Source organism: Nemorincola caseinilytica (assembly GCF_039540515.1).
Taxonomy (GTDB): Bacteria; Bacteroidota; Bacteroidia; order Chitinophagales; family Chitinophagaceae; genus Nemorincola; species Nemorincola caseinilytica.
This window is the reverse complement of the sequence record NZ_BAABFA010000010.1, coordinates 340,382-366,996: the sequence shown is the minus strand read 5'-3', so window position 1 is coordinate 366,996 and position 26,615 is coordinate 340,382. Positions and strand designations below refer to the sequence as shown.

30 protein-coding genes are annotated in these 26,615 nt (G+C 46.0%); 15 read left to right on the top strand and 15 right to left on the bottom strand.

Annotated elements, in window-relative coordinates:
• Window positions 1-28: 28 nt before the first annotated feature.
• Window positions 29-1,456, top strand: a complete 1,428-nt coding sequence (locus ABD843_RS09105; protein ID WP_345081827.1) for a hypothetical protein — start codon at window positions 29-31, stop codon at window positions 1,454-1,456.
• Between the two features lie 83 nt (window positions 1,457-1,539).
• Here ABD843_RS09105 and ABD843_RS09100 read toward each other — a convergent pair whose 3' ends face one another.
• From ABD843_RS09100 to ABD843_RS09060, 9 genes are all read right to left on the bottom strand, one after another.
• Window positions 1,540-2,265: a class I SAM-dependent methyltransferase gene (locus ABD843_RS09100; protein ID WP_345081824.1), complete on the bottom strand. Its 726-nt coding sequence runs from the start codon at window positions 2,263-2,265 to the stop codon at window positions 1,540-1,542.
• A 129-nt stretch (window positions 2,266-2,394) separates the two neighbouring features.
• Window positions 2,395-3,324 (bottom strand): glycosyltransferase family 2 protein, encoded by a 930-nt coding sequence (locus ABD843_RS09095; RefSeq protein ID WP_345081821.1) that lies wholly within the window; start codon window positions 3,322-3,324, stop codon window positions 2,395-2,397.
• Between the two features lie 2 nt (window positions 3,325-3,326).
• The gene (locus tag ABD843_RS09090) at window positions 3,327-4,058 is read right to left on the bottom strand and encodes a class I SAM-dependent methyltransferase (protein WP_345081818.1); all 732 of its coding nucleotides are present in this window, start codon (window positions 4,056-4,058) and stop codon (window positions 3,327-3,329) included.
• A 10-nt stretch (window positions 4,059-4,068) separates the two neighbouring features.
• Entirely contained in the window at window positions 4,069-5,475 is a 1,407-nt protein-coding gene (locus ABD843_RS09085; protein WP_345081815.1) for a hypothetical protein, read from the bottom strand.
• Window positions 5,472-6,221: a methyltransferase domain-containing protein gene (locus ABD843_RS09080; RefSeq protein WP_345081812.1), complete on the bottom strand. Its 750-nt coding sequence runs from the start codon at window positions 6,219-6,221 to the stop codon at window positions 5,472-5,474. Before ABD843_RS09080 ends, ABD843_RS09085 begins: the two co-directional genes overlap by 4 nt.
• A complete protein-coding gene (locus ABD843_RS09075; protein WP_345081809.1) occupies window positions 6,214-7,146 on the bottom strand; it encodes a GNAT family N-acetyltransferase in 933 nt (310 codons plus the stop codon). The genes ABD843_RS09080 and ABD843_RS09075 overlap by 8 nt, the downstream gene beginning before the upstream one ends.
• An 85-nt stretch (window positions 7,147-7,231) precedes the next feature.
• The gene (locus tag ABD843_RS09070) at window positions 7,232-8,335 is read right to left on the bottom strand and encodes a DegT/DnrJ/EryC1/StrS family aminotransferase (protein WP_345081806.1); all 1,104 of its coding nucleotides are present in this window, start codon (window positions 8,333-8,335) and stop codon (window positions 7,232-7,234) included.
• A gap of 46 nt (window positions 8,336-8,381) precedes the next feature.
• A complete protein-coding gene (locus ABD843_RS09065) occupies window positions 8,382-8,807 on the bottom strand; it encodes a sugar 3,4-ketoisomerase (protein WP_345081803.1) in 426 nt (141 codons plus the stop codon).
• 823 nt (window positions 8,808-9,630) lie between these two features.
• The gene (locus tag ABD843_RS09060; RefSeq protein WP_345081800.1) at window positions 9,631-9,891 is read right to left on the bottom strand and encodes a hypothetical protein; all 261 of its coding nucleotides are present in this window, start codon (window positions 9,889-9,891) and stop codon (window positions 9,631-9,633) included.
• Window positions 9,892-10,094: 203 nt separating this feature from the next.
• Between ABD843_RS09060 and ABD843_RS09055 the strand changes: the two genes are divergently transcribed.
• On the top strand, window positions 10,095-11,288 hold the full coding sequence (locus tag ABD843_RS09055) for a GmrSD restriction endonuclease domain-containing protein (protein WP_345081797.1): 1,194 nt from the start codon (window positions 10,095-10,097) through the stop codon (window positions 11,286-11,288).
• 4 nt (window positions 11,289-11,292) lie between these two features.
• Complete coding sequence (locus ABD843_RS09050; protein ID WP_345081794.1) at window positions 11,293-11,949, top strand: HEPN domain-containing protein; 657 nt, start codon at window positions 11,293-11,295, stop codon at window positions 11,947-11,949.
• 239 nt (window positions 11,950-12,188) lie between these two features.
• Here ABD843_RS09050 and ABD843_RS09045 read toward each other — a convergent pair whose 3' ends face one another.
• The 4 genes from ABD843_RS09045 to ABD843_RS09030 all read right to left on the bottom strand — a co-directional run bounded on the left by ABD843_RS09045 (window position 12,189) and on the right by ABD843_RS09030 (window position 14,983).
• On the bottom strand, window positions 12,189-12,875 hold the full coding sequence (locus ABD843_RS09045) for a restriction endonuclease (RefSeq protein ID WP_345081791.1): 687 nt from the start codon (window positions 12,873-12,875) through the stop codon (window positions 12,189-12,191).
• Window positions 12,872-13,369 carry a hypothetical protein gene (locus ABD843_RS09040; protein WP_345081789.1) on the bottom strand — a complete coding sequence of 166 codons (498 nt, stop codon included), beginning with the start codon at window positions 13,367-13,369 and terminating at the stop codon, window positions 12,872-12,874. The genes ABD843_RS09045 and ABD843_RS09040 overlap by 4 nt, the downstream gene beginning before the upstream one ends.
• Before the next feature lie 98 nt (window positions 13,370-13,467).
• Window positions 13,468-13,740 carry a hypothetical protein gene (locus ABD843_RS09035; RefSeq protein WP_345081787.1) on the bottom strand — a complete coding sequence of 91 codons (273 nt, stop codon included), beginning with the start codon at window positions 13,738-13,740 and terminating at the stop codon, window positions 13,468-13,470.
• A gap of 10 nt (window positions 13,741-13,750) precedes the next feature.
• On the bottom strand, window positions 13,751-14,983 hold the full coding sequence (locus ABD843_RS09030; protein WP_345081784.1) for a tyrosine-type recombinase/integrase: 1,233 nt from the start codon (window positions 14,981-14,983) through the stop codon (window positions 13,751-13,753).
• Between the two features lie 149 nt (window positions 14,984-15,132).
• On the opposite strand from ABD843_RS09030, the gene ABD843_RS09025 reads away from it, so the two are divergent.
• The 6 genes from ABD843_RS09025 to ABD843_RS09005 all read left to right on the top strand — a co-directional run bounded on the left by ABD843_RS09025 (window position 15,133) and on the right by ABD843_RS09005 (window position 20,399).
• Window positions 15,133-16,329, top strand: a complete 1,197-nt coding sequence (locus ABD843_RS09025; RefSeq protein WP_345081781.1) for a hypothetical protein — start codon at window positions 15,133-15,135, stop codon at window positions 16,327-16,329.
• Window positions 16,330-16,408: 79 nt separating this feature from the next.
• Window positions 16,409-16,678 (top strand): helix-turn-helix domain-containing protein, encoded by a 270-nt coding sequence (locus tag ABD843_RS16405; protein ID WP_425575711.1) that lies wholly within the window; start codon window positions 16,409-16,411, stop codon window positions 16,676-16,678.
• A gap of 214 nt (window positions 16,679-16,892) precedes the next feature.
• Entirely contained in the window at window positions 16,893-17,663 is a 771-nt protein-coding gene (locus ABD843_RS09020; RefSeq protein WP_345081778.1) for a DUF5131 family protein, read from the top strand.
• Window positions 17,664-17,835: 172 nt separating this feature from the next.
• On the top strand, window positions 17,836-18,891 hold the full coding sequence (locus ABD843_RS09015; protein WP_345081775.1) for a hypothetical protein: 1,056 nt from the start codon (window positions 17,836-17,838) through the stop codon (window positions 18,889-18,891).
• 22 nt (window positions 18,892-18,913) lie between these two features.
• Window positions 18,914-19,813 (top strand): DNA cytosine methyltransferase, encoded by a 900-nt coding sequence (locus ABD843_RS09010; RefSeq protein ID WP_345081772.1) that lies wholly within the window; start codon window positions 18,914-18,916, stop codon window positions 19,811-19,813.
• Window positions 19,814-19,937: 124 nt separating this feature from the next.
• A complete protein-coding gene (locus ABD843_RS09005) occupies window positions 19,938-20,399 on the top strand; it encodes a hypothetical protein (protein ID WP_345081769.1) in 462 nt (153 codons plus the stop codon).
• 119 nt (window positions 20,400-20,518) lie between these two features.
• On the opposite strand, the gene ABD843_RS09000 is transcribed toward ABD843_RS09005, so the two are convergent.
• Complete coding sequence (locus tag ABD843_RS09000) at window positions 20,519-21,085, bottom strand: hypothetical protein (protein ID WP_345081766.1); 567 nt, start codon at window positions 21,083-21,085, stop codon at window positions 20,519-20,521.
• Between the two features lie 523 nt (window positions 21,086-21,608).
• On the opposite strand from ABD843_RS09000, the gene ABD843_RS08995 reads away from it, so the two are divergent.
• The 4 genes from ABD843_RS08995 to ABD843_RS08980 all read left to right on the top strand — a co-directional run bounded on the left by ABD843_RS08995 (window position 21,609) and on the right by ABD843_RS08980 (window position 24,644).
• On the top strand, window positions 21,609-22,037 hold the full coding sequence (locus ABD843_RS08995; protein WP_345081763.1) for a hypothetical protein: 429 nt from the start codon (window positions 21,609-21,611) through the stop codon (window positions 22,035-22,037).
• 143 nt (window positions 22,038-22,180) lie between these two features.
• Complete coding sequence (locus tag ABD843_RS08990) at window positions 22,181-23,749, top strand: BT4734/BF3469 family protein (protein WP_345081760.1); 1,569 nt, start codon at window positions 22,181-22,183, stop codon at window positions 23,747-23,749.
• Window positions 23,750-24,056: 307 nt separating this feature from the next.
• The gene (locus tag ABD843_RS08985; RefSeq protein WP_345081757.1) at window positions 24,057-24,404 is read left to right on the top strand and encodes a DUF6876 family protein; all 348 of its coding nucleotides are present in this window, start codon (window positions 24,057-24,059) and stop codon (window positions 24,402-24,404) included.
• Between the two features lie 3 nt (window positions 24,405-24,407).
• Window positions 24,408-24,644, top strand: a complete 237-nt coding sequence (locus tag ABD843_RS08980) for a hypothetical protein (RefSeq protein ID WP_345081754.1) — start codon at window positions 24,408-24,410, stop codon at window positions 24,642-24,644.
• A gap of 226 nt (window positions 24,645-24,870) precedes the next feature.
• On the opposite strand, the gene ABD843_RS08975 is transcribed toward ABD843_RS08980, so the two are convergent.
• On the bottom strand, window positions 24,871-25,089 hold the full coding sequence (locus ABD843_RS08975; RefSeq protein ID WP_345081751.1) for a helix-turn-helix domain-containing protein: 219 nt from the start codon (window positions 25,087-25,089) through the stop codon (window positions 24,871-24,873).
• Window positions 25,090-25,193: 104 nt separating this feature from the next.
• Here ABD843_RS08975 and ABD843_RS08970 point away from each other — a divergent pair, with 104 nt between their 5' ends.
• Window positions 25,194-26,033, top strand: a complete 840-nt coding sequence (locus tag ABD843_RS08970) for a hypothetical protein (RefSeq protein ID WP_345081748.1) — start codon at window positions 25,194-25,196, stop codon at window positions 26,031-26,033.
• A gap of 8 nt (window positions 26,034-26,041) precedes the next feature.
• The gene (locus ABD843_RS08965; protein WP_345081745.1) at window positions 26,042-26,596 is read left to right on the top strand and encodes a hypothetical protein; all 555 of its coding nucleotides are present in this window, start codon (window positions 26,042-26,044) and stop codon (window positions 26,594-26,596) included.
• The last annotated feature ends 19 nt before the right edge of the window (window positions 26,597-26,615 follow it).

Genomic DNA, 26,615 nt, shown 5'->3' with positions numbered 1-26,615 from the left:
GTGGCCGCAAGACCTTCTTATGGGCAAAATGGCAAAAGCAGGCATAGTGTTGTACCTGCTCATAAACTTAGCAGCTACGTTCTACTTCCACTTTCACAACCCGCTGGATGGGGATGTGGTGCTGAACGCACTACCGGCCGATATAGTGAAGCCTGCGGCCAACGACCCCTTCGGGATAGGCATACTGCTGCACGGGCACAGGTATGTAGGCGCCGGTGGCTACCTGGCCCACATTACGGTGCACAAGTACTTTCGCATCCTCCCGGCATTCTTCCGGCATTTCGTATCGCCCATAGATAGTGTGTATGCCACGGTGGGCCTCTTTGCAATGGTGCTGAAGGCCGCATTCCTTTACCTCTTCTGCATATATATCACCGGCCGCAAGCGTCTCTTCGACCGCAAGATCCTTCTGGCCGCATTGCTTATCACTCCGCTCTTCCAGGTAGGTGGCTATTCCTTCGGTATGGGCATAGTAGACCCCATGATAATAGTTGACTTCAATTATTCTTTCATCAACTTCTGTGTCATGCTCTTCTTCCTCCCGTTCTTTATGAGCGGGTTCTATGGCAAGGAGCATATGTCGGTATCTACCATGGTAGGGCTGGCCATACTGGGTATTTACATAGGCATCAATGGCCCACTGGCGGGGCCGCTGCTGTGCATAGTGTACTGTTTCGTGCTATTCGCGCTGTGGCTGCAGCACTTTCGCCAGGCTGCTGCCGGTACATCGCTTCTGCGTCGCTTTTGGGGCGCTACTACCCAGATACCCATTTACTACTGGGTGCTTGGCATTATCATCCTGCTGGCCTCGGCCTATTGCCGCTTTCTTACACTGCACAATGCCGAGGGCCTTATCAAGCAGATATCCATACAGGAGCGGTACAGCAAAATGTGGACAGGCCTGGGCATACAGTTCAGCATCAAGGGCTACTGGCTGCTATCGGCCATGGTAGTGCTGAATGTAGTGCTGCTGCTGCGTCGCAAAGGTGATGAGCGCGCCCGGCAGCTTCTCAGCTTCTTTGCCTGGGTCATGCTGTTCAATATACTGTATACCGTTATGCTGCCCCTGGGCGGGTATCGTTTTTACAGGCCCTACATCATTCGCCGCGATGTTTTCTCGCCCGTCACCACATCGCTGGCATTGTTCTACGGCATGTCGGCCTTTTACCTGCTGCGCGCCATACCGCGGCAGCACATACTGCTGTACCGCGCCTATGTGGCCATACCGCTCATTCACTTTGCCAGTGTCAGCTTCAATGCCATGCCCGATAACTCTTGCGAGAAGAACGCCCTTCGCAAAATAGCCGCATCGAAAGAAAGAGTGGTGGCGCTGGATGAACAATGCCCCATAATGGCCTGGGAAAAAATAACGGACACTACCGCCTCCAAAGACCTCACGGCCATGCTGCGCATATGGCAGATAACCAAGGAAGACAAAGTATTTTACCAGAAATAGGTGTCGGGCATGGCCCGAAAGCAGACCGCCTTCCCAGTAGGGAAGGCGGTCTGCTTTTTATCTTATATCGCGGAGAGATATCATTATTTTTCGCCGCTCAGCACCCAGGCCGCTGTCAGCTTGCGCCATCCGGGTATGCTGGGCGATATCTTGTCTATGATAGTGAAGAGGGGCACCAGGAAAGCCGGGCCCGGCGGCGTATAGCTGGGCGCAGGTACCACTTTCACATTCTTCCAGCCGGCCTCTTCCATCCATTTTTTCAGGTTCTTATCGGTGTTCAGAAAGCTCCTTACCTCGTGCTCATCGCCTATGTTCCTAAAATTGAGCGGGTTGTATGCATTGCTTTCTATCACACATATATGGCCTCCTGTTTTGGTAACGCGGCGCCACTCTGTGAGCGACTGTACGGGATCGGAGAGGTGATGTATGATATCTGCGCCGAATACCGAATCGAAAGTGCCCTCGGGATGAGGCAAGTGGTTCGCATCGCTCACCTCAAAGCTCAGTTCGGGGCGCTGCACGCGCTTACCGGCCCTTTCTACCATGCTCTGAGACAGGTCTTGTGCGCGATATTTACCTGCCTTCAGGGTATCTACGGCAAAGTAGGTAAGCAGCCCGCTACCGGCGCCTACTTCCAGCACACTTTTTTGTGCCTGCGGGCCCAGCGTAGCTGCTATGATGGTAGCTTTTCTTTTATACCCACGGTTAGTGGTGCGTTCCAGCATTCCGCCTTCCTTCTCATAATCATCAACCTGATTTTCGTAATATTTCAGTTGTATCTCGTCGTGTTTGCTGATGTTCTCGCTCATTTATATATATTATATTGGGGGAAATAAGGCCGTAAAGATAGCGCAAACTTGTTATCCTGCTACCAGTTTATATGCCACAACATTAATTAAAGAATAATATTTTACCTCGAAGGGGCTCTTCACAGCCCGTTATTGTTTCACTTTGTCTACTATATAGTTTGGGCGTTTCCTCGATGATTCCAAACCGCGCCATACATATTCGCCTATTATGCCCAACCCTATCATCTGGAAGGAAGAAACAAAAAGTATCACTGCCATCATACTGCTCCAGCCGGTTATGGGCACGCCGCCCATTATCTTGCTTATCACCACTACCACTATAAGTATGAGCGAAAAGCTACCCAGCAGCAGGCCCAGTACCGATATGAGGCGTATAGGAAAGAAGGAAAAAGCCACAAATGAGTCTACGAACACCTTTATTTTTTTGGTGAGCGTATAGGTAGACTTGCCCAGCTCGCGCTTTTGGCGCACATACGGAATGCTCACATATTCGTACCCCAGCCATATAAGCAGGTAGGGGAAGAAAGAGTTCTTATCGTCCATGGTCACTATCACATCGCGCACCTCTTTGTCAAAAAGGTTAAGGTCGAAGCCACCTGCCGGCAGGTTGCTGAGGCCCCATTTGCGCACCATACCATGTGTGATATTGGCCATCAGCTTTTGTACAAAAGACTCTTCGCGATTGGTCCTGTTGGCCAGTACCAGCTTATAGCCGTTCTGCCAGTGGCTGTACATTTTCGCTATTATGGCCGGCGGGTCCTGCAGATCGGCCGATATGATGGCGATGCAATCGCCGGTGGCATATGGCAATGCCGAGTATACCGCATTCGTAGACCCGAAATTCCTGACAAGTTTGATGATCTTCACCTTGTGCGGGTAGCTGGCATGGAATTTTTCCAGCTCGGCCCAGGTATTATCCTTCGACCCATCGTCCACAAGCACATATTCAAAGGTCACACCTTCGGGAAAGGTACTTTCGTTCTCTATCATACGCTGCGCATACACAGGTATGTTCAGCTCGTTGAAGTAGCAAGGTGTTATGATCGTGATCTTCGACATACTTATGCTTTTCCTGCCACCATACCTATGTTCGCCAGCAGATCCTGCGGCAACATAGGCGATATCTGGTTCAATGCCCTGATGAGCTCTACCGAATATTGCAGCATCATAGAGTTGGGTAGTGTTTTCAGAAAAAAGCCTGCCTTGGCTTTTACCGCCAGGCCTGCTTTGAGCACATCCTCTTCCAGTGTGCCCAGCGAGTATACGCGCTGGTGCCCCACCAGCACATCGCGCGCGCCCAGGGTATCCAGCGCAGGCTGCAGCCCCATTATCACGGCCAGTTGCCTGTGCAGCGACTCTTTATTGGGAACTATGATGATGATCTTTCCGTTATCGGTTATCCAGTTCTTCATGTGCAGCAGCAGCCCCACGGGGTCGTCCACATGCTCCAGCACATGAGTGGCCAGCAGGCAGTCGAACTTTTGTGCAGGCACATATTCTTCGAACAGCGCATGCACTGTCTCTATCTTATCGCCATGTATCTCGCGGGCCTTTGCCAGCAACTGGCCCGAGCCGTCTATCACCGTTGGGGTATAGCCACGCTCTACCAGCTCGTGGGTAAAGTTGCCTTCGCCATAGCCCATTTCCAGTACTGTGCGGCAGCCGGCCATCTGCTCGAAAACCCATTTGTATGTATAGAACTGACATTCATCTTCGATGAATTTGTCCTGCATCACATCTTTATCATGATATTCCGATGCGATCTTGTCGAGCTCTTCCTTTGTAACACTCATAAATTCTTATTTAATTATACTTCAGGCCCAGCTTCATTGCCTGTACTACCTGGTCATTGAACGACGTGGAAACATAGCCCGATGCATTGCCTACCAGCTCGATACCGGGAAACCTTTCCCGAACCTCGGCCTGCAACTTAGTGAACAGATGAAGATTGGGCAAAATAGGCAGATTTATTGCATTTTGGAAATATTTCGATAAATATTCTCCCTTGCCGGGCTCGGTGCATATGCCCATACTTTTCAGAAGCGCGGCAGTGTGCGCCACCAGCCCTGCACCATCGGCAATGCCGTAGGCGGCCAGCTGGTCGCAGTTGGCCTCTACCACTACCCGGTGCACCTCATTGCCGGTACCGGCAGCATGGTCCTGGTCGGTGATGCGGTATACAGGGCTGCCGGTATCGAAGACGAACAAGGTAGAAAATGATCTGTCCAGGTATTTTTTATCTATGGTCAGGAATACGAGGGCTATGGACGTTCTCTGGAACTGTGGCCGCTGTACACCATCGGCACACAGCAGCAGGCTTTGCAGGTCGGCGCACCATACCAGTTGCTGCGCGTGCAGCTCTGTATCGCCGGTGGTCATGGTATAGCTGCCGTCATACGATAGCCCGGTCACCTTGTCGCGTATCATAGTGATGTTGGGGTGCTGCTGCGCCTCTTGCACCAGCGCCTCTATACATGCGGCAAAATGGCCCGCTGCAGGGTAGTGAAAAGGAGTATCGGATAGTTTTGCCTCGCCACCGTTCAAAATATCCAGCAGTGTTTCGGGATAGAACAATGGCGCCCACGGTATACGGTGGAAGATGGCCGGCATATCTGCCGATGACATATTGAATATCTTGCGGCAGAGCGGCTCTATGAAAAGATCGTGAAAGGTCTGCCCGTGGTTGCTTACCGATACCGTACGGTAATCGGTAGCGAGGAAGAGGGCCTCATCCAGCTTTTTGCGGGAGGCATGCAGCGCAAAGAGCCCCGCGGCCACTATGGCCTGCAGCTCGGTGCGCATCCTGTCCCTTGCCTCTGCGGGCAGCAGCTTCAGCACCTTCAGCTCGTTGGCAATAACGATATCGCCGGCATACAGGCCATCTACAAAGCACTGCGGGGCAGGCACCTCGCAGATATCTATCCTGCTTTCGAAATACTGCCGCACCAGGTGAAAGAAACGTGCCGAATCGTTGCGCCGGGTCACATCGTAGCTCATCAGGTCGCCGGAGGTCTGGTGAAATCCCGTGAACTCGAAATAGTTCATGCCTATATCGAAAAGGTGTCCATTGATGGTGGTGCCCGCAAAGTGCGCGCCCCAGTTGGGTATGGGATTCACCAGCAATACCTTGTTGGTGGTGGCCAGCTCTATGGCCGCTACCAATGCGCCCACGTTGTTGCCATATACTATCACATCGGCCGTAGCTTTCATGCTTTCTGTTTTTTTACGTTCACATATATCTCAGAGCAAAGATGGGGCAGGTAGCGCTCCATTTTGTAGAAGCCATCCAGCATAGCCTCTGTTATGAGCCCGGCATCTATCATCTTCTGCAACTGGCCGTGGGTGAATGGCTTGAAGGAATAAGACCCGCTTTCTACCACCTCGAAACCGGCCTGCTGTACTACGCGGCATAGCAGGTCCTCATCGAACACGGTATGCTGCTGAAAGAGGATATTGCTGTCCGAGGGGGTGAACTCGCTCTTTATCAGCCCCATCTCTACGGCCAGTAGCCGGTGAAAGGACCTGGCATTGGGAACATTTATATGAACAACGGTATCGGGGCCGCACAGGCCATGCACAGTACCCAGGAACCGCTGCTGGTCGGGTATCTCGTGCAGCAGGCTGCTTACAAGCACCATATCATAGTTGCGCCCGGCTATGGCAGCACCCGCATCCTCCAGCAGTGCGTTCACTACAGTTATGTCCTTTCCGGGCATCTGGGCAGCATCCTGCAACGCTTTTTCGTAAAATATGGCTGCAGGTTCCACTATCACCATTTGCTCATAAGTATCCACATCCAGAAAGATAGACTCCAGTCCGCAGCCTACTTCCAGCAGCCTGTTGTGCCGGTAGCGGGCCAGTATCTCCTTCAGCTTTCGCTTTCTGAAGGCCACCTGGTATTTCTCATACGGCTGTTTGGAATACTGCTCCTGGTAGTCGGCAAGGTCCCTATTCATATGTCTTGGAATATGTTAGCTTTAATGATGCGGTGAACCCGAGATTCTCTTTGAAGGCCGCCAGCCCGAAATTGGGCACGCCATCCAGCGACGACGTACCGGCATCTATGAGGCTGTAGCCCTGCTGCCGGGCAAAGTCGTATATACCACCCGCCAGGTATGCTACAGGGCTATACTGTTCGAACCCGGGTGTATGGCCCCAGTAAAAAACATATAGCACACTACTACTAAGCCTGATGCAAATGGCCGATGCAGCATCGCCTTCGCCCCCCGTGACCTTGAAAAAGAACAACCGCTGCGGGAACACGCGGTACAGGTCCATTATCTGCTCCAGCGTCATGCTCACGGTATAGCCACGGGCGTCCCTGTTGGCATGTATCACATTGTAAATGTCGGCGAACTGCTCTGGCTCTGTCACCTGCACGAACCCGAAACCCTCGCGCTGGCACTTGTTGTACCGCTTGCGGTTGTTGCGCATCATTTTTTCCAGTATGGGGGTATCATCTACCACCAGGGCGTGGTTTATCTCCTGCCCCTGTACCGCAAAACCGCAATTCATGTACAGATGATAATGCCAGGAAGAACGATGCACGCTGTGCGCAAAGGGCGCAGTGGTGATAATTATCTTTCGGGCACCGTGCTGCTGCTGCAGGTAGCTGCATGCAGCCTCTATGCACTCTTTTGCCACATCGGGCGGTGTTCCTTCGGCAAATTCGAAACCACCATAGGTGCCCCTGTAGGGGCTTTTAAAAACATGGGGCGCTATATCGGTAAAGTGTACATGGCCTGCATACCCGCCATCGCGGTACAGCAGCAGGAAGACCGACCCGGGCTTTTTGTACAGACCGAAGAACGCCATCGTATTGAATATGTCACCTTCGTGCTGCGGTGGCGGCAAAATGTCTGTTCTTACTTCTATGCCCATTTTTTATAATCGGTGTGCTTTTTGCGTTAATACTGTCTTACCTGTACTCTCTTCCTCATGGCAAATAGCGCTATAACTATACCCGCTATCTGAAGAGGTCTTTGATATGGCTGGCTATCTCCTGCACGGCCTCGAAAGACAGGCCGGGGTATAGCGGCAGGCTAAGGCAGGTGGCCGCTATCTCCTCGGCCAGCGGAAAGTCGCCTTTCTTATAGCCGAGGTCGGCATAGGCCTGCTGCATGTGCGGCGCCACCGGGTAGTGTATGAGTGTGCCTATACCCTTACCGGCCAGCCATGCCTGCAGTTCGTCCCGCCTTTCGGTCCTCACCATATATATGTGGTATACATGGGTGCAGCCCTCGGCCACCTGTGGCAGGCGCAGGCCGGGTATACCCGCCAGCGCTTCGTTGTACCAGGCGGCTATCTGCACACGCTCGTGGTTCCACTGCTGCAGGTAGGGCAGCTTTGCGCTCAGCAGGGCTGCCTGTAACTCGTCCAGCCGCGAGTTGATGCCTTTTTCCTCGTTGTAATATTTTTTCTCAGAGCCGTAGTTGCGCAGCATGCGCACACGCTTGTCCAGGGCAGGGTCGCTGGTGGTCACGGCACCGGCATCGCCATAGGCGCCCAGGTTCTTGCCGGGGTAAAAGCTGGTGCCGTTCACCGCGCCAAAGCTACCGGTGAGCCTGCCATTGCAGGTAGCGCCCTGCGCCTGTGCATTGTCCTCTACTATATGCAGCCCATGGCGTGTGGCTATATCTACTATCTGCTGCATTTCGCAGCACTGGCCATAGAGGTGCACGGGCATTATGGCCCTGGTGGCCGGGGTGATGGCGGCCTCTATAAGCGTGGGGTCTATGTTGCAGGTGGCGGCATGGGGCTCTACGGGTACCGGTGTGGCGCCCACATAAGACACGGCCAGCCATGAGGCTATATAAGTGTTGGATGGTACTATCACCTCGTCTCCGGGGCCTATGTTCAGGGCCTTGAGCGATAGCACCAGGGCGTCCAGCCCATTGGCCACGCCTATACAGTGGGTGGTACCCGACCATGCCGCATACTCTTGTTCGAACGCAGATACCGCACTGCCCAGTATATACCAACCCGAATCTATGAACTGCTCGAATGCCGGGGTGAGCTTCGCCCTTACATCGGCATTCATTTTTGCGAACGAAAGAAAAGGTATTCTCATGAGCTTGCGGGGATCTTCCTTCCCGTCGTGTTTTTGGTATATGGTGTTATTTGTTATTTGCCGCTTCTGTGCCCCACACCTGCCTGAAGTCGTCGTACTTCCTTATATAGTCGGCCTCGGTATACTCTGTAGAGGCCAGTACCAATTGTATGGCCGTATGCGAGTACTGCATGGTATGCCATACATTGGGTGGTATGTACACCCCCTGTGTAGGCTCATTGAGCGTGAAGACCTCTATCTCCCCGGCGGCATTCTCGGTAGATACGATGATCCTGCCGGCGGCGGCCACTATCACCTGTTCGGTCTTGTAGTGTGCATGCCGCCCGCGCACCACGCTCTCGGGGGTGAAATAGGTCCAGAACACCCTTTTTATCTCAAAGGGCATTTGCCGGTTCTCTGTCACCGAGATGTATCCTGTGGGGCTTTCCCCCAGCTTGGGGAATTCTATGATATGCGGGGCTTTGTAATTCAAGGTCGAATGTTGTTACAGGCCCATACACATCCATTATACTGATGAGGTAGAAGGAATAGCCGGGGTCTGCTGCAAATGTATTAAAAAGTATGAGAGTATGGTAGCGTGCGCCCTGCCTGTGGATGGGTGCAAGGCAGCCATCGTCAAAGTGGCTCAAAGCAGATCCCCGACCTATGCTCTTATTTACTAACAAGCAAAAGAGGATACCCTTTTCTTGTCGATGATACTAAATTGGAGGATATATAAAGACGATCATGCAAAGGACAACCAAAAGATCTCTTTAAAAGGTTTTATGGTCTACTCAAGGCTAATATTGAGCTTAGGGACAACTACGGGGACAACCATAACCGCACAAAAAAGAAAGATGCCGGGAGATCCGGCATCTTCGCGAAATTTTGGTGGGCCCACTAGGACTTGAACCTAGGACCACCTGATTATGAGAGAGCTACGCATGGGCAATTATCCTTGTGGCTCAATACTTCCTTTTGCTTGTCTGTCAATGATTGAAACTATGTAACGTACAATATTGAGTATTTGTTTTACTATCGATGGATTGCATGCGCAGCGCGTGGCGAAGCACCAGTATTGTGACTGAATATGCGACTTGTTATTACCGGCAACTGATTGAGGCGGTTGAGGCCACCAACGCTGTCACTAACTCATGCTTATGATTCTGCCGACAACTCCAAAGGGTAAGTTATATGTGTGGTTATCCTCATCATTGGTTGACAACATAATGTCCATGAAGCGGGAAATCTTTCCATCCCGTTCTATCGATGGTTTTGGTTTAATTACGAGGTATTCAGGATGCCGCAAGCGTTCATCAGGAACTAAATTCATAAACGTCCTCCATCGGAACCTCACCTGAGCTCACAGTAAAGTAGTTTTTCGGACCTCCGAAATTCGTTTCGTTTGAAACTACATAATCCTGGAACAACTTCAAGTCAGCAGCATTGAATCCAGTACTGTTTTCCTCTAAATCCTCATCAAGGTCATATCTAAACCACTCTATCGTTAAAGGTTCTTTAATAATAAAACTGTTGTAGCGAAAATTATGTAATTGGGTTTGCAGTTTGTGTTCCATAATGTCAATAATTGATTGTGTAATAAAGATACTGAAAGATCCCAATGCCTGCTTTTATGCAAGGATTTTTGACTTGTAATCAAAGTTCCATCGACGGATTGCATGGGTAGCGCCTAACAAAGCACCTTTATACACTTGGCATTATAAATACTGCTATAATTAATTTACTTTTATCACATTGGCTTTAAGAAAGATGAAATAATATGAAAGCAAATTACAGTGAAGAAGAAAAAATCGGGCAAGAAAATGAGGACGATTTAAAGGGCTTAGATAAGACGAAAATTTCCGATGCCGTTTTATGGGGTACCGACTGGACTACGGAAACAATAATATCCCAGTTAAAAAAGGGGAATATTGAACTCTCTCCAAATTTTCAAAGAAGAGATGCTTGGGGTACGGACAGAAAAAGTAGATTTATTGAATCTGCTATTTTGGGATTACCAATTCCACCATTAATCCTTGCGGAAAGGAAAGACAAACGTGGTTCTTATATTGTTATTGATGGAAAACAACGGCTATTAAGCATTAGGCAATTTTGTGTTACTGATGAAAATGATGATTTTAGTCCACTCAAACTTACAGGACTAAAAATACTGGATGACTTAAACGGGAAAAAATATACTGATTTATTAGCCCAGTTCGATTTCTCAAAATATACATCATCGTTCGATAACCAGCCCATCCGAACGGTTATTATAAGGAACTGGCCTAGTCAAAATTTTCTCTATGCAGTTTTTTTAAGGCTAAATACCGGTAGTCTGCCTTTATCGCCCCAAGAACTCAGACAGGCATTGATTCCAGGCTCTTTTACGTCTTTTGCAGATAACTTTTCCGCACAAACAGATCAAATAAAAAATGCACTAAGAATTAAAAAGCCAGACTACAGAATGCGAGATGTAGAGTTGGTTGTAAGATACTATGCTTTTAAAAATTACATTGAATCATATACCGGGAATCTAAAGGACTTCTTGGATACCACTTGCGATTTACTAAATAAAGAGTATGATAAAGACAGTTCTGGAATATTAACACAAGCGGAAGAGCTTAAAAATGCTATTGATGCTACGTTCAAAATATTTGGGGATGATGCTTTCAATAAATATTCGGAAAATGAATTTACAGGTGTTTTTAACAGACCGGTCTTTGATATAATGTCTTATTATTTCTCTATCCCAGAAATTCGAGAGGAAGCGATACAAAAGAAGGACGAGGTTGTTGCGCATTTTAAAAATTTGTGCTCAAATGACATTGAATTTTTAAAAAGTTTGGAAAGCTCAACAAAGAACATCGAACCTACTGCTAAACGATATTCAGAATGGGGCAATGGGCTGAAGTCCATTTTGAATAAAGAGATAAAAGTTCCTCAAAAAACTGATTCCGGAATTAAACTCATATAAAGTAATGGCGACATCTGCAAGATATAATACACTTGTTGCCAGAACAACGCAGTTGGAAGGCCATTTGTTACCTGCTATTAATCTCACGGGATCATATACCCCTCAAGACCAAGATATGATTCGCTCATATTGTTTGCTTTGTCATGCAGAAATTGAAGCCTATTTAGAAGATTATACCACGGAGATAATTGATAGAGCATACAATAAATGGAATGCCAATAAAGCAATGATTTCTCCTATTATATTCCATTTGGCATTTAGCTACAACGGTAAAAAAGATTTACCTTATTCTATGGTGGCTAAGTCCTATAACAATTTGAAGGATGTAATTAAAAGTAATAATGGTGTGAAAGAAAATAGTCTAATTAACTTCTTTCGGCCGATTGGCTTTGATGTAGACCCGTTATTAAAAACTACGCTTAATAACTTTGGTAAAAATAGAGGCGACATTGCTCACCAGTCATTCCAGACACAAACACCGTTGGATCCTGCAACTGAAAAAGCAAATGTAGTTTTAATACTAAATGGTTTAGCTACTCTTGATGAAGAACTTAATAATTACGAAATAACCGGAGCTGTTAGTAGAGTACCGACATTTCTGACCTGGGATAAATTTAGCTTAATCGAAAGGTTGAAAATACTATTTACGGGAAGGTGCTAAGTAGAGGATACCTGATACTTAATCAGGTGCTGTGATTAAGAGTCAAACTGGACGAAATGCAAGGCAGGCAAGCCTTTCAGAATATTTGTGGTGGATGTAAAATCGACACTTGCAATGATAGTTGCGATAAAGGCTCAATTTTCACGTTCCATTGAGCAAGATATGAGCGTAATACTGCGTGTGTCTGGATGAGTATCTAAGCGAATATAATGAAGTTGTCACAAAACGATGAACGCTATTCATTTCAAAGAATAAGTTAGACCATTCGGGTTTTTACTCATCTTAAACACTGGCACTTGAGACAGAATGAGTATTATGCCGGATGAAGCTCTGCCCGGATAATTCTGATTAATTTCTTCTCGAGTGATATACCCAGTCTTCAGCAACTTGTTTATGCTCATTTTAAAAATCTCCATTTTTATTTTACCCTTATTACCATTCGATGTGATGCGCTCTATTCCACCCCAATCAACTTTGGTAATCGTATTCGTTCCGCCGTCTGATTTAAGGAGTGTTTTTCCTTGAAGGGGCATTATGTAGTTTTGCCAGATACTATCGAAAGTTATTTCTTGTGTGTTTTTCTTCGATGGGCGTGACGTTGTATGATCGGCCTTTATGTAAACGATCTCAATGCCAAGCTTATTCGCTACTTCCACCGCGTCGGGTAACAGAATACCATCAGTTACAATAGCCGCACCTGTACACTCGAAGTAGTCCTTCGCACCGTGTAACTCCATTATCGTTTGACGATTGATTTTTCTTGTGGTATGCCCATACATTTTCACCTGCACCGCCAATTTCCTTTTGCCTTTTACCGCAAATAGATCAACACCATAGTCCCCGCTGACGGGTGTAAGTTCAACAGTATATCCATTCGTACTGTAGTGTTTACTTATCAGTTCTTCATATTGTCTTGGCGTCATCATGTAACGAGATTTGCAAATGGGCGGCTCCCATGATTTTTTATAAACATTCTTAGTAATTGTTCTTCAACATCTCTTGGCTCTTGTGTCATCAATGACTTCCAACAAATCACCAAATCTCTGTGTGTAGACAGTTGCCATATCAGCCGACCACCCCAATGCCCCACATTTTTACCTTGACCAAAATTCAGATATTGTTTAAGCCTTGATTTAATTGTTGCCGAACGACCTGTACCACCGGCTTTACCGATATAGACAACGTGGGTGTTTGCGATCCAGTTAGCTCTAAGAACATCGGTACTTACATTCGGATCTTTGCCTTTAAAGTGCCCTCCACTACCGACAGGAAGATACATCGGCGGCTTCTTACCCATATGCAGAACAAAATACACGCCCATCTGGTTGGGAAGGCAGGAGCTATCAAGGATAAGATCGGCAACTGTCTTAAACCCAATGAAACCATAGGCCTTTATGTCATCGATGCTACTAAAATCCATAAGACAATATAATCATTAAAATCACTATCCCATAGGTAATATAAAAAAGCCGGCCTGAGAACAGACCAGCCCCTATAAACCCTATCAGGATAAATATACTACATTTCTGGCGGGAACAATTTGTAAAAATCCCGCATGAATATCTCGATGCACAGCTCGTATATATCAACATCCTCACGCTCACATACTTCAAATGCCTGGGCAAGTAGCCTGTTGCGCTCGATCGCCTGTTCATCCGTATAGAATGGCTGATTTGTTTCGCGATGGATGTACTGCTCGAACAAATCATCGGGGTGAAAGTTCAACCCCTCATCGTGTAGCTCATTGAAGAATGTCTTTACATCATCAACCGTTTTTATTTCCTGTATCATGCTGAAATTTTCAGAAGTTCAATAGTGTGCTTGATATTTCACGTGCCTTATCTGTGGGTATGCTCTTTATATAATGCTCGGTGGTCTTACTTGAAGCGTGGCCCAAAGAACTTTTGATTATCTCTATAGGTGTTCCTGATACCATAAGGTGCGTGGCAAAACTGTGTCTGCTCACAGCGAGGATAACTTTTTCTTCGATGCCGAGCTTAACGCCAATGACCTTGAGCTTGTCATTGATTTCACGCTGCACTTTCATCCGGCGCCGCTCTTTATCTGCCGCTGTCTTGTACCCGTTGAGTATTGGAAAGATGTAGTCGTCAGGGTTACCCGGCTTGTTGCCCCACTTTATGATGATGTTCTTTATTTCATCATGCAGGTAAACAGTGATCTGCTTGTCGGCTACAGTATTGGTGTTCTTCGTTTTTTCACGGACGAATGATAATGTATCGCCTTTGATGTTCTTGAATTTCAGGTAACAACAATCCTTAAAGTTCATGCCATTGCACAAGTACAAGAAGAAAAAATAATCCTTTGCCCTGCGTTCCCTCAACGTTGTGCCGTCATACTCCCACAGCTTCTTTAGGTCTGCGGCATAGAGAACTGACTTACTCTTAGCGGATGTTCCAATGGTATAGCTCCTGAATGGGTAATGCTTCTCTGATATGTACCCTTGCTTGATGGCGACATTGAATATCGTGCGCAGGTTACGCAGGTATATTTGTACGGTTGTTGCGGAGGTGCCGTTCTTCAACATGAATTGCTTGTACCCATTGAGCCATGCTTCATTGATGTCCTCAAAACATATCCTGGTCTTGTAGCGCTTGAATGACTTCAACGACCATTCCAGATTTTGGGCCGTTTTTATCCTGTCCTCACTTCGTACATGGCTGATGTATTCCTCGAACAAGAATGATATATCGGTCTTCTGTGACGCGAATAGATCCGTTTCACTTTTGAACAGGCGCTGGAAGGTCTCGCGCGTGGGGTTTGGTAAACGTTCCAGTATGTGTTCTGCCTTGGTCGTATATTCTGTGATGTGCTTGCGTAGTTCCTTTACTTCCTCGCTGCCGCCCTTTCCACTCATAGCCTTTTCATAGTCGGCCTTGGTGGAATACAGACGTAAACTGACCTTGAACTGTAGGCCACTTATGCTGACTGCAAGTTGAACTGGACAAAGGCCTGTACCGGCTTTGGGGTAGCGTTTATCCCAATGTACGTTGATGCTGTAGTGCTTCGCTTTCATACCGTCGAAGATGCTGGGAATACTGATACATAGGGCGCCCGACTTCGCAAAGGATTTGTTGTTGTTTCCTATATTGTAGTAAAATAATCAAACGCATAGAAGACAATTACATTCGAATGCAATATTAAGTATACATAGAATCAAACTGTATGGATTTATTTTCACTACTCATAAGATCGACACCAGATTCAATAACGAAACTTCAAGAGAAACTTGCGGCAATAAATGCCAGCGATGAAGTAATCGAAATAGCGGGTAACATTATTGAAACATGGGAGAAACATAGTTCACAAGAAGACGGCTCTATAGATTTAAGTGAATGGTCTCTCGGAGACGCCTATGATATGTTTGAATGGATGGCAGATTTTTCTGGTCACATATGGATGCAGCTCTATAAGATAGATTTCTTGTTGAAGTATCAGGAATGGAACCTGCGAGATGTCGAGAAGGAGATAAAACTCATTGTCAAGTATCAGTCCAAGGTATATGACCAACCAGAAGCATTTTTATATTCAGAAGAAGAATTGACCGACCCAGAAAAAAATGAAGTAAGAGAATATTTCAGGATAAGTGAGCGCTTTTATCAACTGAACCACTTGACAGAAATTGCCATAAATTCCACAGTCAGTTGGGTGTATGGTAGATACATTGCGTTCCATTATTTCCTTGTGGACAAGCTAAAAGAGTTGAAGGGTGAATTATCGGTAAGGCAGCATGCCCTATTAAGCTACTATCTTCAAGAGGCCCAAATTGATGCACCGTTCGGCTACGATTGGGATAGCGGCGAAGTTGAAAACCCAACACGCGATATTAATAGTTATGCAACTGAACACGGACTAAATCCTAATGGGTTCAAACAGTTATTCAATAAGGTTAAGAGTAATATTGACGGTGAGGAGGTAAGAACGAGAAACGAGATAGATAATATCAGAGACCTTAACCGGGTAGCTGAAGTGTTAAACTCGTCTCCACACTCGCAGTATTATTCTGAAGCAATACGCCTTGTAAACGCTGACCTCGACGTAGCAAGTCTAAAGAACCTAAATGGAACTCAGCATGCCTTACTATGTATTTACAAACAAGAATCTGGAGAAGAACCAAGGTTCGATAGTTTGGACACAACCAAAACCGTTGCCATTGAAAATTATGCTCTAAAGTACGCCATTGAAAAAAATCATTTCAGAACTACATACTATAGACTCGTTGGAAATAAACGTTGGCTGTCAGGCAAATATGCCGCCAGAGATATAGAAACCATAATTGAAAAATTAGGTGATTTTCCTAAAGCAAAGAAGTTAGCCTTGGCTGATCTTAATGAAGTGGAAAAACGGAAAGATAATTTGTAAGGGGTTGTGTAAGGAGTTGAATTAATAGCCCCTCTCCGCTATAATAATTTTATGCTCTAATCAAAAAAAGCATAAAGTTATGATTACAACTCTGGTTAAAAACCACCCAGCTCCAGCGAGCAACATGAACACCCTGTCTTTGAAAGAAGCGTGTTTATTTATGAATCTGCCAGCCGACACACTAAGGCTCTACATGGCGAAGTTCCGTCTCCCTCACCACTACTGGGGGAAGAAAGTGTTCTTCAGAAAATCTGAGCTACAGGAATGGCTGGGCACCTCAGATTATTCATTCGAAGAATATCGCACTGAACACAGGTGTTATAACCGTAAATATCGCAGGGCCTCATAACGGTCATCGGGTAGTTCATACCCAACCCTGCTACCGCACTTGATATTCCTTCTCAGCAGGTAAAATCCACCAAATTATGATCATTCAAAAAACGCCTTTGCGCGTAAGAGGATTTCTATGCGGTAATAAACTGATGGCAGCCACGCAGGGTATATGCTGCTATCATTATTAATAAGCCCTCACGATGGGCATTGCATAACTACTAAATTGATAAATGAGTAAAACAAGTATAGAATGGACGGGGAAAACATGGAACCCGACCACCGGCTGTAATAAGTTAAGTGCAGGTTGTAAATACTGCTATGCCGAGATCCTGTCCGAACGCCTACAGGCAATGGGCCATGAAAAGTATAAAGATGGTTTTGCACTACGGATGCACGAGGACGCCTTAGCCCTACCATATACATGGAAGCAGCCTGAAATGGTATTCGTAAACTCCATGAGTGATCTGTTCCATAAGGATGTCACGGTGGACTTTATAAAGAAAGTGTTCTATGTTATGGCTGCTAACCCGCAGCATACGTTTCAGGTTCTGACCAAGCGTGCGGATCGTCTGAAGGAATTACATGAACAGCTGAACTGGACGCCAAACATCTGGATGGGCGTGTCTGTGGAAGATAGCAGAGTGCTGCACCGGGTGGATGACCTGCGGGAAATAAACGCTATGACCAAGTTTCTTTCCTGCGAACCGCTGATAGGGCCGCTAACAGGTTTAGACCTAACCAATATAGATTGGGTCATCGTCGGTGGTGAGTCCGGAAAGAAAGCACGGTTGATCGATCCAAACTGGGTGGTAGAGATACATAAAAATTGCGTTGCTGCCGGTGTACCGTTCTTCTTCAAGCAATGGGGCGGCAAGAACAAAAAGAAGAATGGCAGGCTACTATATGGCAGACACTTTGATGAAATGCCAGAGCGAAAATCTATGCCCGTTACACCGGTGAATCCACTACGGGCATTGTCTCAAAATCCCACGGTCTTCTAACCGCTGCCGGGCATTTACTGCCCAACCTGCCTTGCTGCATTAGCCAATCACAATGCCTATTAAAAAAACGCCCAAGAGCGTAATGGGCATTCTCATGCAGTAACCCCAAGGAGCGCTATGCAGGTAACTGGCTCCCGGTATTGAATCCAGGTTCTCATTTTAAACACAATGAATGACAAAACACAACTTTGAACTGCAGAAGGATACCAGAAGTGTCTCCTCTCTGAAGAACCACCAACTGGTGGAAGCAATGGGCTACTTGAAGCCCGACGACCTTTATGTATCGGAATTCGAATACTTAGGGGTATATAAGATGCCGATCGTAACTGACGATAGTTATGTGCTGACCCTTCCGGATTACGTACAGGCTGCTCGAGAAGCAGGCGTGGGCGATTTGGATGTCCTTGTTATAACAAAGGCTACCGTGAACGACCTCCTGCGTCTCATCAACTTCGAATCACGCCCCTGGTACCGTGCCAGCAAGGCCATCCTTTATAAGTCCATCAAAGTGCTTGAAAAACACCTATGGAATACAGAAGAAGGAAAGCTGTGGCGCCAGACAATTCCAGGCGATAACATCAACGAGCAAATCGGCTACCTGGTAGGCTATGGCCAATCAACTGTTTCGCTCGTGAAGACTATAGGTAATGCCGATTACTCGTTGCTTGACAGGATCGATGACCCGGAAGGTGACATGACATTGGCCAAAGCGCTGCGATTGATAAAGGACAACACCGAGCAAAATGGCAAGAACGATAATTTAGGTTCTGTGAATGTCACCAATTTGCCGGATGGCAGTGACGAGGATGAACAACCAGATGAGGACGACGATGAAGGTGACGAAGACCTTGATGAACCCATGGAAGACCCACAAGAAAAAACGGGAGAATCAACAGAGGGCGCAGCGGTAGCCAGCAAGGGCAAGAGCAAAAAGAACGCCAAGGCAGTCAAAGTAAAGGCCAAGTGCGACGTGACGCTGACGGCGTTCACTATGGGACTGGGAAGGTATGGCGACTTTACTTTAGACCTTAAAACAAGTCGACCTGCACTCCTGTATAATGATGCACTCCTGGGCTATGTGAGCATCAGCGGCAAGGATACCAATGACCCCAGTGAGGGACTGCACTATGTCATACAAGGCGTGGATGCAAGCTGGAGTTTTCATGTAATAGCGACACGTATCACTAACATCGTAAAAGAAGAGGAGGTATGCGGCAAACAAGCATAATTCCGGACAAGGGCGCGTTCATGTGTCCTTGTTCGCCGGCGCCGGTGGGTTCGACATCGGCGCCACCGATAACGGTTTTGTGAATGCTTATGCCTGTGATTGGGAAGAAAACTCGCAGCGGTTCTACATGAACAATTTTCCAGAAGTTCCTTTCGACCTGAACGATGTGAGGAACGTTACGCTGGATAGGATCAATAAGGTAAGGGCAGATAGATCATTAGAACCCCTCGTCTGTGGTGAGATCGATGTTTTAAGCGGTGGCAGTCCATGTGTGAAGCTCGCTGCGTGTAACACGTACGATGCGCGCCACTTCGCTCCTGAGAACATGCTGATGTTTGAAACATTGCCGAAGATCGTTCTTGATCTGCAGCCGAAGATTGCTGTATTTGAGAATAGCGATAGGTTATGTGCGAAAGGAAACGAGCCGGTTCTCATGGAGTATATCGCCAGCATAAAAAATCTGTTGCCCAACTACTGGTTCCAGATAAAAGTAGTGAACGCGAAACGGTATGGTGCGTTCCAGAGCAGGAGCAGGTCTATCGTGATACTGGTTCGTAAGGATGTATTGAAAGACGTGAAAATCCCGCTGTTTCCACGCCGTATGCCAATCGACCTCTCTAAACAGGGCGTGGAGTTTCTGCTGCCGCATGTGGTTGAGTTCTCCGCCGGACAGTTCAAGGCAAAATTCAAACCGGCAAAAGGTAACCTGTTTTGTACCCTGACCGCCCATGTGTCGCAACTGGTGCGTGAAGAGAACAAAAAGCCGAGAAAGATAGCGCTACACGAATGCAGGGTAATTACGGGGATGACCGACTATGACTTCACGGGGATATATCCCACTGGCCAATATTCGCTGCTTGGCAATATGGTCATGAGGCAGCTAACGAAGGAGTTGTTCGGGAACTTCCTGAATATCCTTTAGCAATACGAAAGGAACGGCCTGCATGGTCGTTCCTTTTTATATTGTTGATCTTCTGTTTTGTGCTCAAGGTCGTATTCGCATGATGCTGCTTCATATTTATTGACATGGAACTATTTAAATGATAATGGATACAAGCAACAACCTACCCAAAGACATCGTAGATAAGATAATGATACAGGCGGAGATCGACAGCCTCCTTGCTCCTTTAGAAATAGAAGAAGACCGTTTCGACCCTCTGTCTTTAAAACCGATACCACGCTTCGATGAGAGCAAATTCATCAATGGTATCAAAAAAACTCATAGCGCGGAAATCCCAATGAAGAAGGCATACAAGGACAAATTCATTTCCGAGGTCAATGTCATTGGAATGAAGGACGGAAGGTTGAATGGTCTCTACTTGACGGACGAACCATATATCAAAGTGGATATACCAGGCAACTACTATATCGCAACAAAGCAGCTGATCCATCTACTGAAAGAATTTGAGGCGAATGAATACATCGTGCCGTATAACGATGGTCTTGAACTTGTAAAGCTGTTTTGTATTGATAAACAGTTGCTGCTCGACAACTGTGAGATTAAATAGGCTTGTTGTTCATTATAAATAGAATCCCGCTTCTTCGTGAGGCGGGATTTCTTTTTTCTGCAGACATAAAAAAGCGGGCATGATCGGTGCCCGCTTTCTCATTCACAGCCGCAGTCCGTTCAGCGTACCTTGTAGCCGACAGACTTAATTACAGGGAGAAATTTGTCTATAAGAGCCGCAGTCCACTGGTTCGTTACGAGGATCGGTTCTTTCTGTCCCTTCAGCTTTATCGGCTGTTTCAGAAAATAGCGTGGTTTCTTCGCCGACAATGCAATGGCTTCCTGCTCGTTCCTGAACACATGCCAGCGGGGCATCAGCGTATCAGGGAACACTTCTTTGAGCTGCTTGAATGTGGTATCAGGATTGTCCTCTACATACTTCTTCACGACCGCCAGCACCAAAGGGCCTTTGCCATATTCCTGTCCGTTGAACTTGTACTTGGTATTATCACGACCTGCCGACCTCGCAACTCGTTCTTCTACCTGTTGAATAGGCTCAATTAGTTCTTCCTGCTCTTGTGGCACCTGCTCTTCGCCATTCTCTGTTGGTGTTTCGTGAGACGCCTCTGTTTCGTTCAGTGTGTATGTCGCATCTGCTCCCTCGCCCTCAACCGTTATTCTACCTTCGTTCTGTAACTTCTTGATGGCATTGAATAGAGCGAGGCCCTTCATTCCGGCTTCCGCCATTTCAGCCTTTGTACAACTGGGGGTCTGTGTCAAAAATTCAATTAACTGTGCTTCCATAAAATTTATTTTTAGATGTTTATCCGACAAGTGTAGGCGCAGAAAATGGAACGGGGAAGTTTTCAGATGGCTTTAGCACGTTCTTTGCGAAACTGTGTGTGATAACGATAGATACCTAATCATAAGTTGTACAGCACAGTCCATAGCTTGCTTCCTTGGTGTTTCTGGCTATCAAATTCGAGACGAAATTGTTCACGAGTATAAATACCTTACAGCAAGCCGGCTTGTCCAGAATTGGAACGTATCACACCTTTGTAAACAAGGTGTCAGCATACGATTATTATGTATGTGTACACGATATTGAATACACATTATTTACGATCATTATCCAGCCACGTTGGAGGTTCATTTGAACCTTATCATCGAAAGTATTCTCTATGTCTTTCGTGGAGCAAAAGAAAATACTTCCACTTTCAAATCGTTGTCGCCGGTATCCTGAATCTTCGCGTTAAACAATTAAAAATAAATGAGATTAACCGAAGAAAGAACACCGTACCTGCTATTGGATTTCGGTGAACACCACGAAGCAAATGTGGTTGTATTGAGAATTGATGATGCTCGGGACACGTTTAAAAAGTATCAGGAACTCGTTGCCGAATTCACGGCACAGAATAAGGGTGTTGCAAGAGTTCAATTTAGCGACGACTTTAGCCACTACCTTCATGTCGATACCGATAAATATGACTTCCTTTCGGAGTGGGACCGAGACCATATTTATATTGATGGCACACTGGAAGAAATCGAAGCCTTTATTGAAAAAAACGATGTATTTGGAGGTGACGGCAATTATGTGACAGTGTATAGCAATAGAGGGGTGATGCTTCACATTTACGACAATCATGACGACAATAGGTTCGATGAAATATTTACGGAATTCATCGAACATCTGTTATAGTCGAATGCCGAGAGATAATAGTATTTAAAAGAGTATACGAGTACATTTCGACATTGCGGGAAGAAATGGAAAGTCAAAGAAATTGAGTTGACACAAACTCGGCCCTGACACAATCCGCAACTGTTGTCGGGGCTTTTTATTTAATGTTCAGCTATTTTAAATCAGGAATTAAAGACCGTATACCATCTAAAAAGATAAGCATTGAAGCGCTGGTAAAAGAAATAAAAGCCAACAATAATCCTACTATACAGTCCATACGTGGCCTTGATGTGAACCATGTGGACTATGAAGCCACAAAGAAAAAATTGAAAGAGCACCTGCCGTATATCACTCCCAACTGTACGGTGTCGAAACGGAACGATGAAAGTATCATCGAGTTCAGCGGCTATATGTACTTCGATATTGATGACGTTGAGAACGCATCGGAATACAAAGCACAACTGATAGAACAATACAAGGATCACATCAGTCTGATGTGTATCTCATCATCTGGTCGAGGGTTGTCATTCTTCGTTAAAATCGAGAACGAGATAACAAGAGAAACATTTGCCGGCATCAGGAAATACATATTTACCCACATATTTACCGGCATCAGGTTAGACCCTAAAGTGAAAGATAAGTCACGAGCCTGGTTTGTATCTTATGACCCTGACTGTTACTTTAATCCATGTGCTATCATTTGTGTTCCACAGAATATTATTGATAATATTGGTAATAGTAAACAAGTAAAAGATAAAGGTGCAAATCACAAAATATATTCTACTTCTACCGATTGTTTATCAACTGCACCTTATCAGTATAAGCTCATACCGATTTCAGATGTCCTGAATACTTTGAAGTTCCGCACAGATGTTCATGTTGAGAACAGGATATTCGATTTAAAGCCTGTCGAATATTGTGAGGTGTTTTTAAGACCAAGCTATCGAATACCGAAAGGCAGTAAGCACTCTGTTTTTTCACAGGTTATTCATAACCTTGTCTATCTGAACCCAGATGTTAGCCCCGACTATATTTTCAGCTACATTAACTACCTGAATTTTAATAGGACAGAACCAGGTACTGCAGCGACGATGCGCGACCTAATAAGTCATTTCAACATGGTATATACCGGCATCCAGAAGACAGGCATCATTTCACCTACGACCAGGATAAAATTTTTTCACTGTAGACCTAATACCATATCACCTCTACAGCGGTCAAAACTATCAAAGAAAATCATTGGCTTATACAGGATAAGTGAAACAGTGAACAGAATATCATTGGCCAAACAGGTATTAGAAGCACAAGGTGCAAATGATAAACAATCGGAAAAGGGAATAATTATTTCGTCATCTGCACCTTCAAAGATTACTCAGAAAGATGTTCACAGACTGATAAACGACATAGCGAAAACTAAGGGCTTAAAGGGTATAGGTATACGAACCGTAAAGACCTACTGGAATTATGAGCCTATTGATATGGACGAGGTTGTAAGAATAGAAAATGAACGAATGGAAATCACATATGTTTCTGCAGAACAGGGATACACTAACGATGCTGTGATAGACGATGCTGTCAAAAGCACAACCAATCGCGTTTTGGATGCTCAAATTCGCGACCAGATCAAAAACGTAGTTCATTATAAGGCCGAACGAGATTTGAGTGAATATAAGCAGCACGTTCCGTCAGTCCCGTTGCCAGTTCTTAGTTTCCTCGGTTGCGGTGTCCAGTAACTCGAATAGGTCATATAGTCCTGCGACAGTACCACTAAACCCGGACGGCAATAAGTCTATCTGGTGTATCAGGTAGTCGAGGAATATACGTCTCAGGTCGCGGCTGATCTTACTTGGATCATTTTGTGTGAGGAATGTTGCGAGCGCGTCGATCAGTTCCTGGCTCGGTGTGTTCGTTTTATTGTCCGGCATGTCGTGAATATAACAGCGCGCAAAACACCTACGCTCCCTTTTGCGAAACAATAGCGTTACCCCTGATATGCGGTAACTGCGGAACGGTTAAACTGCGTCAATAAAATCACGAACAATGAACGCAAATGATTTTCTGAAAGAACATACCTGTACAAACGCGTATCACAGGTACATGGGCAATTTCCTGGTGACCGATGGGGTGTTGGCCATGGCAACTACCTTTTCCTGCTTCTGGCTGGTGGATATAATCGCCTCGTATCAGGGCCAGTTGAAAAAAGAACCATTTCAAGTATGGACATTGACGCGCACCAATGACACTGCCGAAGTCTGTTGCACTGATGGTAATGACAATGTGTTGGTCACACAGCACATACCATACACGGACTTCAAACCCACCACCGGGACAATTTGGGTCGAGCGCGACGAGACAACGATCGTAGGCCTTTTACCATCAGAGCATTAAGTTATGACACAGGAACAGATAAATTACTTCAAGGCTGCGGCAAGCCTTGGGCTGATACACGACGAAGAGAATCCCATCTTCATTTTCAACAGTACCCATAAAGACCTGCTGCTGGATATTGTCAGCGGAAAAATTGATGCGGTACAGATGGCGCGCATGGAACTGTATAACCGAGGGCTTGACGAGAATACGGGTGCCTGGATTGGCTGGTCAAAAACTGAAACTTATGTGCAGAAATAACGACAACAAGGGGAATCCGCTCATGGAACTGCTATTGTTCCTCGCCATCATTGTTTTGTTCGTTCAATCGATCAAGGCGATATACGCATGGTACAAGACATGTAGTAGTCGACAGAAGAAATGGTGTTGGGTAGCATTCATATTACTCTACCTGTTCGGCCTGATGCTGGGCTAAAAGTGGTACCCCCACCCGGACAGGGCGGCGAAACGCCTCACCTGTGAATGACTATTCTATCATGAGCAATTCGGACAGAGTGACGTCCAAAGCCTGGGCGATCTTATACAGGGTGGCGATAGTCGGGTTTGTTCCTCCGGCCTCGAAGCGCGACATGTTCGATTTCTCGAAGTCTATCAACCCTGCGAGCTCTTGCTGTGACATACCCTTTTCTGTACGTAGTTCCTTCACTCGTTCCGCAACCTTAAGGAACAGCTCTTTTTCTGTCATTGAGTTATCTTTTATGATACTCAATATTTCGGAACGCTATATATTTGTGGTTATCGTAAAAGATAACTGGCGACGTTAAAAAAACAATCAATCACATAAAAATCATGAACACAGACACGCAAAACAAAGCAGGCACATTAAACATCAACTTCCCCGGCCAATGGTTCATCGTGGATTCTAAAGTAAAAATTCACATAGACGGTAAACTTCACTCGACACATTCGATCAAGGATGGGTTCTCCGTATCTATACCCATAACTAAGGACGAGATGCAGGTACAGGTCGTATTGGGCAGCATAAAATCTACCATGTACAAACTAACCGGCTTGGATAGGACGGCAGGCTACGACATGAAACTCATATACAGCGATACATGGGGTAAGTTCAGCAAGGACTATAAGCTAACGAAAGATGGTGAGCCGGCAACAAACCAGCATCATGATGAGCCTTTGGTAGAACCCGTTCAGAAACCCATCGCGCAAAAGGAAGGCGGGAGCAAAAAGGGAAAAATGATCGGCATTGCTGCTGTTGCCCTGATCCTACTCGTCATATTCAGTAAGATCATTCGCAGCCACAATGAAAACATGGCCTTTATAAGAATCACACATAAGCGGGGGACATTCGACGCATGCTATGTGATCATCCCTAAGAAAGACCCAAACTACTGCTTCCATATAGCCGTGTTCTCAGCCAAACCCGACATGGCCAAAGCGTTGGACAATCCCAAGTTATCGAGTACCTGTTACGAGGTCATGAGAACCGGCGCGTCAACCACAGAGGACTACAACGATATTTTCGATGCCATAGAAGACGGGTTAGGCGACAAGGGTTGCTGGCAGCCATTATCACAATATTACAGCGTGGTCGATGGCGAACTCTATGAAAACGGGGTGAAGCTTACGGACTACCTTGAGAAAGATGGAGTTAGTAATAAAATTCAATAAAACGAACCATGATGAAACAAGTATTTATTTCTGCGTTGCTGTTCCTCTCTGCGACCTGCGTAGGCCAGAACAGAGCTGATAGTGTATATATAGCAAACAATTCCGCCCCTTTGAACAAGGCATACAATATGTACGCGGCGGTCAACCACTGGAAGACATATAAGGACGATTGGGGCTACACAGTTTCATTCCCTATGGGTATAACTGATGGCGGCACGACCGCATCGGGTATCCACTACTACGATGGCAATGAAATAGCGGTCGAGAGTAGTTGTGTTGATAAACCGGCTATGCTGAAGGAGGAATTAAAAAAATGGTATAATTCAATCGTTAAGGATATTAACCCGAAAGCTTATGATGTGATGTCGAAAGAGCTCACAGATAACTCTTTCCTTATAGTAACGAAGTACAAAGACGGTAGTGGGATCAACTATGAGAAATGTATCACGGGCAAACGATGTCTGTTCAAGCTAAGTTTCAGCATAGATTATCACAACCTAAAGAGATTGAGTGAAAAGGACGCGGATGTGATTATACACCTGTTTACCGCATCAACAAAATGAGTTCATAACCTACTCGAAT

What these genes read in the sequence shown, in the direction of transcription:
- ABD843_RS08980 (WP_345081754.1), top strand. Translation starts at nt 24,408, where the DNA reads ATGACACAGGAACAGATAAATTACTTCAAGGCTGCGGCAAGCCTTGGG.
- ABD843_RS08985 (WP_345081757.1), top strand. Translation starts at nt 24,057, where the DNA reads ATGAACGCAAATGATTTTCTGAAAGAACATACCTGTACAAACGCGTAT.
- ABD843_RS09015 (WP_345081775.1), top strand. Translation starts at nt 17,836, where the DNA reads ATGACAAAACACAACTTTGAACTGCAGAAGGATACCAGAAGTGTCTCC.
- ABD843_RS16405 (WP_425575711.1), top strand. Translation starts at nt 16,409, where the DNA reads ATGATTACAACTCTGGTTAAAAACCACCCAGCTCCAGCGAGCAACATG.
- ABD843_RS09075 (WP_345081809.1), bottom strand. Translation starts at nt 7,146, where the DNA reads ATGGGCATAGAAGTAAGAACAGACATTTTGCCGCCACCGCAGCACGAA.
- ABD843_RS09020 (WP_345081778.1), top strand. Translation starts at nt 16,893, where the DNA reads ATGAGTAAAACAAGTATAGAATGGACGGGGAAAACATGGAACCCGACC.
- ABD843_RS09105 (WP_345081827.1), top strand. Translation starts at nt 29, where the DNA reads ATGGCAAAAGCAGGCATAGTGTTGTACCTGCTCATAAACTTAGCAGCT.
- ABD843_RS09025 (WP_345081781.1), top strand. Translation starts at nt 15,133, where the DNA reads ATGGATTTATTTTCACTACTCATAAGATCGACACCAGATTCAATAACG.
- ABD843_RS08995 (WP_345081763.1), top strand. Translation starts at nt 21,609, where the DNA reads ATGAGATTAACCGAAGAAAGAACACCGTACCTGCTATTGGATTTCGGT.
- ABD843_RS09100 (WP_345081824.1), bottom strand. Translation starts at nt 2,265, where the DNA reads ATGAGCGAGAACATCAGCAAACACGACGAGATACAACTGAAATATTAC.
- ABD843_RS09035 (WP_345081787.1), bottom strand. Translation starts at nt 13,740, where the DNA reads ATGATACAGGAAATAAAAACGGTTGATGATGTAAAGACATTCTTCAAT.
- ABD843_RS09000 (WP_345081766.1), bottom strand. Translation starts at nt 21,085, where the DNA reads ATGGCGGAAGCCGGAATGAAGGGCCTCGCTCTATTCAATGCCATCAAG.
- ABD843_RS08970 (WP_345081748.1), top strand. Translation starts at nt 25,194, where the DNA reads ATGAACACAGACACGCAAAACAAAGCAGGCACATTAAACATCAACTTC.
- ABD843_RS09095 (WP_345081821.1), bottom strand. Translation starts at nt 3,324, where the DNA reads ATGTCGAAGATCACGATCATAACACCTTGCTACTTCAACGAGCTGAAC.
- ABD843_RS09085 (WP_345081815.1), bottom strand. Translation starts at nt 5,475, where the DNA reads ATGAAAGCTACGGCCGATGTGATAGTATATGGCAACAACGTGGGCGCA.
- ABD843_RS09080 (WP_345081812.1), bottom strand. Translation starts at nt 6,221, where the DNA reads ATGAATAGGGACCTTGCCGACTACCAGGAGCAGTATTCCAAACAGCCG.
- ABD843_RS09040 (WP_345081789.1), bottom strand. Translation starts at nt 13,369, where the DNA reads ATGGATTTTAGTAGCATCGATGACATAAAGGCCTATGGTTTCATTGGG.
- ABD843_RS09050 (WP_345081794.1), top strand. Translation starts at nt 11,293, where the DNA reads ATGGCGACATCTGCAAGATATAATACACTTGTTGCCAGAACAACGCAG.
- ABD843_RS09060 (WP_345081800.1), bottom strand. Translation starts at nt 9,891, where the DNA reads ATGGAACACAAACTGCAAACCCAATTACATAATTTTCGCTACAACAGT.
- ABD843_RS08990 (WP_345081760.1), top strand. Translation starts at nt 22,181, where the DNA reads ATGTTCAGCTATTTTAAATCAGGAATTAAAGACCGTATACCATCTAAA.
- ABD843_RS09055 (WP_345081797.1), top strand. Translation starts at nt 10,095, where the DNA reads ATGAAAGCAAATTACAGTGAAGAAGAAAAAATCGGGCAAGAAAATGAG.
- ABD843_RS09090 (WP_345081818.1), bottom strand. Translation starts at nt 4,058, where the DNA reads ATGAGTGTTACAAAGGAAGAGCTCGACAAGATCGCATCGGAATATCAT.
- ABD843_RS08965 (WP_345081745.1), top strand. Translation starts at nt 26,042, where the DNA reads ATGATGAAACAAGTATTTATTTCTGCGTTGCTGTTCCTCTCTGCGACC.
- ABD843_RS08975 (WP_345081751.1), bottom strand. Translation starts at nt 25,089, where the DNA reads ATGACAGAAAAAGAGCTGTTCCTTAAGGTTGCGGAACGAGTGAAGGAA.
- ABD843_RS09005 (WP_345081769.1), top strand. Translation starts at nt 19,938, where the DNA reads ATGGATACAAGCAACAACCTACCCAAAGACATCGTAGATAAGATAATG.
- ABD843_RS09030 (WP_345081784.1), bottom strand. Translation starts at nt 14,983, where the DNA reads ATGAAAGCGAAGCACTACAGCATCAACGTACATTGGGATAAACGCTAC.
- ABD843_RS09045 (WP_345081791.1), bottom strand. Translation starts at nt 12,875, where the DNA reads ATGATGACGCCAAGACAATATGAAGAACTGATAAGTAAACACTACAGT.
- ABD843_RS09070 (WP_345081806.1), bottom strand. Translation starts at nt 8,335, where the DNA reads ATGAGAATACCTTTTCTTTCGTTCGCAAAAATGAATGCCGATGTAAGG.